Raw genomic sequence first — 8797 nt, forward strand, 5'->3', positions numbered from 1 at the left:
CTTCATCCGCAAAAATTTTTCTGTGGTCCTAGAGCGAACGGTACGTGAACTGAACGGGAAAGCTGCCTTTCGCTTGAGGAAGCCCCTCCGACGAAACAGCAAATTGTCTGCAGTCGCAGTTTTGGTGTGAAGATCACGGAGTACGAGTCGCTCCACCAGGCTATCTGTCAGCACGCTGAGCGGGCCTCTGAAAAGCTGCGTAAAGAGCACCAGTATTGACGGCATATTTCCGTTTCCATCAAAACGTCTCCGTTCGCCGTTAAAGAGCCTTACTACAGCAACGTGGCCACGGAGAAACTGCTTACACCCACTCAGGACACCAGGGACATCATTGCTGCCGCCACAACGGCTCTGGTGCGTATCTGGAAGGATGGGCACCGGTATGCCAAAGCCGGAGTTATGCTGAATGATTTCACCGGGTCTGGCGTTTCGCAGCTGCAGCTGTTCGACGAACGCCCGCCACGGCCTCACGGTGCTGAGCTGATGATGGTTCTGGACGGGATCAACAACTCAGGGCTGGGTAAAGTATGGTTTGCCGGTAGAGGAATTGCCCCGGAATGGCCGATGAAACGTGAGATGCCTTCATCGGCATATACCACCCGCTGGAAGGAGCTGCCGGTTGCCCGTTTCTGACCGGCGAAATGACAGACGGAACTTGCTGCCAGATCATACTTTACCGATCATGCAGATGACTTGTCTCAGGGGGGAACCATGACAAATATCATTCTGTGTGATGTAACTGCCAGCGTCAGCGAACTTAAAAACGATCCGGTGGCCAGCGCCGGTGCCGGCTGCGGCTACCCGTCGCTATTATTGACAGCAACCGGCCTGTTTTTTTATTGTGTGCCCGCGGTTCTGTATGAAAAAATGCTCGATCTTCTGGACGAAAAAGACCTGGCGCAATTGATAACAGAACGTCAAAACCAATATATTTTGTGATCGGACAACGTGACAAACGACATCACAGTGGAGACACTGCTGACGAGGTGATCCCAAGGTCGTAAAAACGGCCGGAACTGGTTACCGGCCGAACGAAGGACCGGCCTACGCGCAGCGGCGGCAACTGGCTTTAAAAATGCTGGCGGAAATTTAAAATTAAGCCGCATACCCTGCGAAATTTTGCAGATTTCACTCAACATGCATGCTTCGTTCATTTCCCAACAGAGCTTTAACCATCGCCTGTAATAGCAGTCCTGCTGCGTGATTACTCCGCTCAACGGGTCACCGGCGCCATGCCAATACCTGTTCGTGACAGGCATTGATGGAACTGCGATCCCAAACTAATAATGTAACGACGATACAGGTGGGACCGTGGTCCCAGGCTGAAACCTAAACGATGATACAGGTGGGACCGTGGTCCCAGGCTGGAAGCCTAAACGACGATGCAGGTGGGACCGTGGTCCCAGGCTGAAACCTAAACGACGATGCAGGTGGGACCGTGGTCCCAGGCTGAAAACCTAAACGACGATACAGGTGGGACCGTGGTCCCAGGCTGAAAACCTAAACGACGATACAGGTGGGACCGTGGTCCCAGGCTGAAAACCTAAACGACGATGCAGGTGGGACCGTGGTCCCAGGCTGAAAACCTAAACGACGATACAGGTGGGACCGTGGTCCCAGGCTGAAACCTAAACGACGATGCAGGTGGGACCGTGGTCCCATAGAGAGTATTCAGGCCAGTTATTTTTTCTGGCCTGTGAGAAAGGAAATGAAGTAAAGGGAGATAACCGTAGACTAAAGCGTGTCCGCATCAAACTCCTAGTTTCTCAAGCTCCTTAAGAATGGCTTCTATTTTCTCTATACACTCCGCAGGAATGCGGGACCTATCCAGGTTAAGCACCATTTTATCGCCCTTGTACAATGCTGTTGCCCCTGGAGCAAACTGATGACGTGAGCTCAGATTAACTCTTGATGCGGAAGATTGTTTCAGTACGGATGTTAAAAGACTAATGACCTCTTCAGCTTCGAAGATTAGTCCCGCTTTCTTCTGATCGTGGAGAGTCTCAGCCTGCTGCTTCAGTAATTCTTCTTTATCTGCAAAAGCCTTCTGAAGGGCTTCACCTGACCGGGCAGACAGTTCTCCAGGATGTGCAAACAGGGCAACAACGGATTTAGGCAGTTTGGCCGTATTGATACAGCGGGTAATGATCTTACGAGAGATGTTTTCCGCATCGGCAAGTGCAGAAATATTTCCAGCAAACTCATTCTGCAGCCGGCTTGTATAACGCAGACCACGTTCATAAGCACTCGTCGGCCGATAATCGTTACCCAGTCGGGACAATGCTGCCATCTGCTCATCGTCCAGTTCACCAACCAGAATGCGATAATCACTTTCCGTCAGGATTGCGGCTTTACGGCGACGGCTGCCGTCTGCAATTTCAATGACATCGGAAACCCGGCGGCCGAAAGCTGGAGTCTGCTGACCAGTCAGTAAAAATGAAGGAATGAGATCATCCAGAGCATCTTCGGTAAGTAGTTCCTGATCGCGCTCATTGCCTGACCATACGCGTGAAGCGCTCTCAACAGAGTCTCCCCGGAGCACTTCAAGGGTAAATTTTACTTCCCGTCCACATACCGGAAGAGAGATGGCATTACCGCGGGCCATAGCACCCACGCGCGCAATTAATGAATCCACCATCGGCGCAGCCGGCGCCGGTGATGAGGTATCTTCAGTCGATTGAGTATGTGTGGTATGTCTTGGAATGACAGGGGCACGCTTCATTATCTAATCTCCCAGCGTGGTTTAATCAGACGATCAAAAATCTCATCGCAAACAGGCTCCCAGATAGAGAGGGCATTACGCCAGGCACCTGTTGAAGAACGTTGATCGATAGCCTGTTCAAAAACGGTTCTCATACGGATCTGACCTTTACCGACTTCATCCGTTTCGCGCACAACATTTTTAAGGACCATGCTTCCCCAGGCATCCCGAATTTGTTCTTCCATCCACGGGGACTGCGAGCCGTTATTATTACTGTATTTGGTAAGCAGAATACGGACATCTGGCTCGAAGCCTTTGAGATCCACGTTCTTAAGCAGGTCACGAAGCATATCGAAAAACTGCAGTGCGGAGGTGTAGTCGAACAGCTCTGCCGGAGTAGGGACAATCAATACATCAGCAGCGCATACAACATTTATCGTACCGATACCAAGGTTGGGTGCACTGTCGATAACAATCACGTCATAATCATGAGCGACCGTTTCAATGGCCAGACGGAGCATCAGGTGCGGGTCAGCAGGTAATTTGCCTTCGTCAAATTTCCCCATCAGCTCAGTTTCAATGCGGTGCAGTGCCAGACAGGACGGGATGATATCAAGGCCAGGCCAGCAGGTGGGCTTTATAGCGTAGCTGGCATCATCCTTTTCCCCAAGATAAAAGGGCAGGAGAGTGTCCTCAGCATGAATATGAAGATCGGGCACCCATCCGTGATACATAGAAGCCGTTCCCTGTGGGTCATTGCCTTCAACGAGAAGAACACGGAGTCCTTTCAGGGCTAGGTCCTGAGCTAGGTGAACAGAAACGGAGGTTTTGTAAACCCCCCCTTTATGAGCCGCAACCCCGATCACCGGAGGGAAAGCATCTTCTGCACGCCGCAGTCGGGTACCGAACACATCCCGCATATGATTGATTTGTTCGATGGTATAACCAACACGTTGTTCAACTCTGCCACGGGTTTCCATATCAGGGTGAGGTAACCGGCCGGCTTTCTCTGCATCCCTGATTGCCTGAGAAGAAACGCCAACCAGATCCGCCGCTTCACCAATTCTCCAGCGGCGGGTGATCTTCCTTGCTTCCGGACTGTCGTCATTAAACTGCGCAATGGCGATAGCCTTCGTCATCTCATGTCCAGCAGTAATGCACTGGTTAAGTATATCCATCAGTCCCATTCTGAGCATCCTTTAATCATCGCTTTGCATCATTTTATTAAATCTTGGGATTATTTGCAAAGCAACAATAAAATCGCAAAGTCATCTGAAAATTGCAAAGCTGACTGTAATGAAAGCTGTAAACCGGAGAAGAGAGGCTCAATCACATACCGCAGTCAATATTTCTCACTGCCGCTCGCCGCAGTAAGCGATCTCACGCAGTGAGGAAGTGGAAAAGCACAGAGACTGCACAAAGCACGAACGCTACGATGCCGGATACTTCTCCGGATTAGTCTATCTTCATGAAGTTGACTGTGATATGTGAAAAATTGACTATGGTATGAAACTAAAAGCCGAGGGCTGGTCAACAACAAAAGAAGATTCTACATATCGCAGTCAATATTTAATGTTAAATCAGGGAGAGTTACTCATGCGGCATTCAGATTACCCTTGCAGAACCCTGAATGTGGTGGGGTAGATCTGGCTGGGGATTAACGTTATTCATTGCTTCGATCCAGTAATTGATCCCAAAGAGATCATATTGAGATCCTAAAGAGATCCCCGGATCGCTGCAGCAGGCGCTGTAACTGGCTTGAACGTCATACTGGATCGACTGTGGAATGTAAAAAGTTGACTGCTGTATGCGAAATCTAATACTGTGATATGCAACGGTATTTACTGAGGTATGTATATCCGTTGACTGCGATACGTATAACGACATTCTTTTGTGGATAACCGTTGAGGATCAAGATGACGAGCGAAAATAACAGCTTACCTCTCAATCTTCAGGAAGTGGACAAGACAACCGGCGAAGTTGTTAAGCTGGATGTCAACAGTACCAGTACTGTGCAGCCGGTAGCGCTCATGAGGCTCGGTCTCTTCGTTCCAACCCTGAAATCAACCTCCAGGAGTAAGGCAAACCGTAAAAACGTCACAGATGCCACTGAGGAGCTCGTACAGCTGTCCATCGCCAAAAGCGAAGGATACACCGACGTTAAGATCACCGGTTCGCGTCTTGATATGGACACGGATTTTAAAGTCTGGCTCGGGATCATTCGCTCGATGTCTGAGTATGGGGTAAAAAGTGACACCCTGGAACTGTCGTTCGTTGAATTCGTTAAGATGTGTGGATTTGACTCACGGCGCTCAAACAAGAAAATGCGGGATCGCATCAGCAATTCCCTGTTTAAACTCGCCTCGGTTACCCTGAAGTTCCAGAGCGAGACCAAAGGATGGACCACCCATCTGGTGCAGTCAGCCTATTATGACATCAACGAGGATATCGTGGAGATCAAGGCTGAACCCAAGCTCTTTGAGCTTTACCATATGGACAGGCGGGTCCTGCTTCGGCTGAAAGCCATTGACGCCCTGCAGCGGAAGGAATCTGCCCAGGCGCTGTATACCTACATCGAGAGCCTTCCCCAGAATCCCGCACCTATCTCCATGAAACGTATGCGGGACCGGCTGAATCTTACCTCAAATGTCTATACGCAGAACCACACGGTCCGAAAGGCTATGGAGCAACTTCGGGATATCGGCTATCTGGATTACACCGAGTTTAAACGTGGCCGGGCGACTTACTTTAGCGTTCATTATCGCAATCCCAAACTCATCAGCGGGACGGTGAAGGTACCGCGCAAGGAGGAAGAAGAGAAGGCGCCGGAGCAGAATTATGACGAAGTCATCAAGGCACTGAAGGCTGCAGGCATCGATCCGCAGAAACTTGCTGAAGCGCTATCGGCGATGAAGCCGGAAAATTGACTGCGATATGCATTACCATGACTGCCGTATGCATACGCAATTAGTTATTGACTGTGAGGTGCATCACGCATACTACAGTCAATATTCGCTCTCCTTCCTGCAGGTAAAGATCGGACAATATTGACTGCGGTATGTCATTTATGGCCAGAATATGCTGATATTGACTGCAGCATGCAAGTTTGACGAGGGTGTTACCCGACCAATTGAGAGCTCTCCACGTGACTGCATCCCACAGTCAATATTTCAGTAAATCCCCGGTGCGCACTGAATGAAGCCACTCAGCAGAGCGTTGATTCCGGCATTGCCATACAAGAGTTGCTAAAACCAGTCCTCCGAAGTTCGTTAATCCTGTCGTACCCTCAGCCAGCTTCGCACTGATATCTGCAATCATGAAGAGGAAACCTGATGGCTGTCAGAAATGGCCCGGGACGCAGTCACCGACGATATACTGAATAACGACCTGGCTTACCCGGTTGGAAAGGCCCTCAGGTATATCCCCTGTAACCTGCTGATATCCGGATCGCAGTAAGTTTTATTGTCTGCGGTATGAAGATGTCAGCTGGTCACCAGAGGACCGGGGCTCCTTAATACGAATGATGTCATGGTGCAATGAGAAGGTGAGGGGACACGGGATGCGGTATGAATATTTCTCTCCAGACCCGGACGGAATGATGCCCGGGTCATACTGGATAAGCGTAACGCTTCTGCAGCCGGCACGGTGAGAGACTCAGAAGCGACTGACTGATTCTGCCTCGTCTGGAATGCGTTTGTCTTTATCTCCTTCACTAAGTGGCAAAGCCCCGGCCGCCTGCCCGACAATCTCAGCCGGCCGGTGGCAGGGAGCGAAGGATCTCCGCGGCATCTCGACCGTCAGCGGTAAAGGGAACGGCCAGGGTGGCAGCCATGTCCAGCGCAAATACCCGGGTATAGACTTCCATCGAGCGCGGATCCTTATGCCCGGCCAGCGCCTGGATGACCTTCCTGAGCTGCCGGTGATAAAGCATGTGCATGATATAGCTGTGCCGGAAGGTATGCGGCGTCACGGCGATCGAAAAATGCACGCCATCAGCTTCAGCCCGCTTCACCGCCTGTTTCAGCCAGTTGCGGATTGTCTCATCCGTGACCGGCCATAACGGCTCCCGCCGGCGTGGCGGGTGGCGACCATCCAGCTTTCCATCTGACGCACAAAACTGCCATCCGTCAGCGGCACCAGGCGCACTTTATCTTTTGGCGGCCGCCCGCGGCGCGCCCGCACTTTCTCCGAAAGCACCCTAACAAAAGGGCGCAGACCATCCAGGTCGAAGGATTCCGGGGTGAGCGTCCGGGCTTCACCGATACGGCTCCCGGTATTCCACATGGTGGCGAACAACATGTGGTGACGCTGGTCCGGCATATACCAGAGGAGGGCGCTCACTTCCGGCGCCAGGAGGTAAGCCGGCGTGGCACCTGTTGAGGTGGCCATCCGCCGGAGTGCCACCGCGGTCGCAAAATCAACGCCCGGGGCGGATCGGCAGCAGGGAGACGCGATCTGGTGAATTCTGCAGGGGAATGATGCTGTTCATGAGTTATTTTTCACGTAGCGCACAACGGGTTTGGATACAGCTATTCTGGCCTGAAGCGGCTGATCCTGCCATGACAATAAATCGCAGCGCGCGGATCCTTTTGTTGTCTTATCCCACATTATTGCGGGTAAAACCAAATGCGTAAAGGATCCTTTTGCGGTTAAGATCTATGCTTAAACCAGTTATGACGCGGCCTGCAGGCACTTTCGTCGTTTTTGGGAGAAATGGGGTAATGCCAGGACAAACAGCTATGTTGACACTGGCATTAATGGAGACGAGAAACGGCTACCTTCCAGATGCGATCGGCAGGAATGATCTTTAACATGTTCCGTCAGTGGTTGTGTAAGGGCAGCCAGTACGGCAGTGACGACTGGCACCGCTTCTGCGGGCCAATAACCTGGCACCGAGCTTGAGCCGGCGTGGCAACTGCCAGGATAATGCGGTGGCCGAATTGTTCTTCAGTTCACTGAAAAAAGAACGCATTAGTAAGAGAACATACCAAACCGGGATCTGGCCCGGGCGGATGTCTTCGATTACATTGAAGTGTTCTACAATCGGACCCGGCGCCACAGTCATCCCGGCGGCGTCAGTCCGGAGGCCTTCGAACAGGCCTCGTCGTGAGGACAGAATTTGTCTACAGGCATGGGGTCAGTCCATAGTTACATCTAATGTATCCTATGAACCGAGCGTATTTTCCCCATTAAGGGAAGTATCTTTTTTTGAAATTCCCGTAAAACGGGAATGATAAGATAGAAAAGTTACTTTTGTAGTTGAGCATTTGCATTAAGACGCATGCACGTTAGAACCGCGTCAGATGGGACCCCTGGATTTCGGGGCAGTATGACGGACAAGAGGAAAAGACCTAAGCGAAGGCAAGCGGCAGGATCAATAATAATTTTATGTATAAAATTAATGTCTCTCTCGTCTTTGTTGATAGCTACAACTCCCCCCTCCATCATTGCTGTGGATTTACCATCAAAAGTAACTTTTACGTTTTTGTAGACTTGCTTATTATGGTGCTTTGTTTTTTTATGTTTCAGAACAGCCTCATGAGTAAGGCGAAGAAACGCCATACACAAGGTGATCACTTCATCATCACTCAGCTTTGTTGAAAAGGCCTTTTGACCAGTCCAGTCAAAACTTCCCGGCTTCGATACTAAAGGCCCCGCAAGGATAAGATTCACACTGCCATTTGTCTCAGAAAAATTGAGCTCAAGTGCTGTCTTACCGGAATTAAATACCTTTTCATTTCGGTAAGGTTGATGCTGTGGTACATCGTTATTTATATTTTCCACCAAATATGTCCTTCACCTTCGTTGATTAAATTCTTCACCAGACCAATGTAGGTATACCCTCTAGGTTGATTCATCGCAAAAATATAAGCACTGGTCTCCAGCATTAGATAGTCTCCCGAGGGAGCACCAGGAGGAACCTCTGTAGAGCTAAGGCTTTTAGTGTGCTCCTTTTTAACTTTGACCCTGGCCCAAATTCAGTGCAGTGCTAAATCAGAGAGCTTCGTCTTTACGGAGACTTCGGATGAATTCAGCCGGAGTCATGTCATTTAATGATGAATGCGTTCTCTCATGATTATATTCCCTGCGCCAGTT

The 8797-nt window shown here is 50.3% G+C and carries 6 protein-coding genes and 3 pseudogenes; 4 read left to right on the forward strand and 5 right to left on the reverse strand.

From position 1 onward, the window contains the following. Together ACKLKD_RS26935 and ACKLKD_RS26940 are read left to right on the forward strand one after the other, a co-directional pair. Positions 1-633 (forward strand): annotated as a pseudogene (locus ACKLKD_RS26935) (DUF4113 domain-containing protein); the annotation flags it as partial. A 78-nt stretch (positions 634-711) separates the two neighbouring features. Further along, a complete protein-coding gene (locus tag ACKLKD_RS26940) occupies positions 712-939 on the forward strand; it encodes a hypothetical protein (RefSeq protein ID WP_032436690.1) in 228 nt (75 codons plus the stop codon). Between the two features lie 811 nt (positions 940-1750). Here ACKLKD_RS26940 and ACKLKD_RS26945 read toward each other — a convergent pair. Further along, positions 1751-2722: a ParB/RepB/Spo0J family plasmid partition protein gene (locus ACKLKD_RS26945; protein ID WP_004117790.1), complete on the reverse strand. Its 972-nt coding sequence runs from the start codon at positions 2720-2722 to the stop codon at positions 1751-1753. Then, positions 2722-3888, reverse strand: a complete 1167-nt coding sequence (sopA, locus tag ACKLKD_RS26950) for a plasmid-partitioning protein SopA (protein ID WP_023287153.1) — start codon at positions 3886-3888, stop codon at positions 2722-2724. Before sopA ends, ACKLKD_RS26945 begins: the two co-directional genes overlap by 1 nt. 729 nt (positions 3889-4617) lie before the next feature. Here sopA and ACKLKD_RS26955 point away from each other — a divergent pair. After that, positions 4618-5628, forward strand: a complete 1011-nt coding sequence (locus ACKLKD_RS26955) for a RepB family plasmid replication initiator protein (RefSeq protein WP_017900946.1) — start codon at positions 4618-4620, stop codon at positions 5626-5628. Positions 5629-6449: 821 nt separating this feature from the next. Here ACKLKD_RS26955 and ACKLKD_RS26960 read toward each other — a convergent pair. Beyond that, positions 6450-7190, reverse strand: a pseudogene (locus ACKLKD_RS26960) (tyrosine-type recombinase/integrase). A gap of 344 nt (positions 7191-7534) precedes the next feature. On the opposite strand from ACKLKD_RS26960, the pseudogene ACKLKD_RS26965 reads away from it, so the two are divergent. Continuing rightward, positions 7535-7811: pseudogene (locus ACKLKD_RS26965) on the forward strand (IS3 family transposase); the annotation flags it as partial. Positions 7812-7948: 137 nt separating this feature from the next. Here the strand turns inward: ACKLKD_RS26965 and ACKLKD_RS26970 are convergent. Both ACKLKD_RS26970 and ACKLKD_RS26975 read right to left on the reverse strand, forming a co-directional pair. Next, entirely contained in the window at positions 7949-8485 is a 537-nt protein-coding gene (locus ACKLKD_RS26970) for a hypothetical protein (RefSeq protein ID WP_032413215.1), read from the reverse strand. Positions 8486-8695: 210 nt separating this feature from the next. Further along, positions 8696-8797, reverse strand: a 102-nt coding sequence (locus tag ACKLKD_RS26975; RefSeq protein WP_133306830.1) for an integrase core domain-containing protein, incomplete at its 5' end; no start/stop codon positions are given.

The organism is Klebsiella sp. 10982, from assembly GCF_048589245.1.
In the GTDB taxonomy this organism is placed as follows: domain Bacteria; phylum Pseudomonadota; class Gammaproteobacteria; order Enterobacterales; family Enterobacteriaceae; genus Klebsiella; species Klebsiella quasivariicola.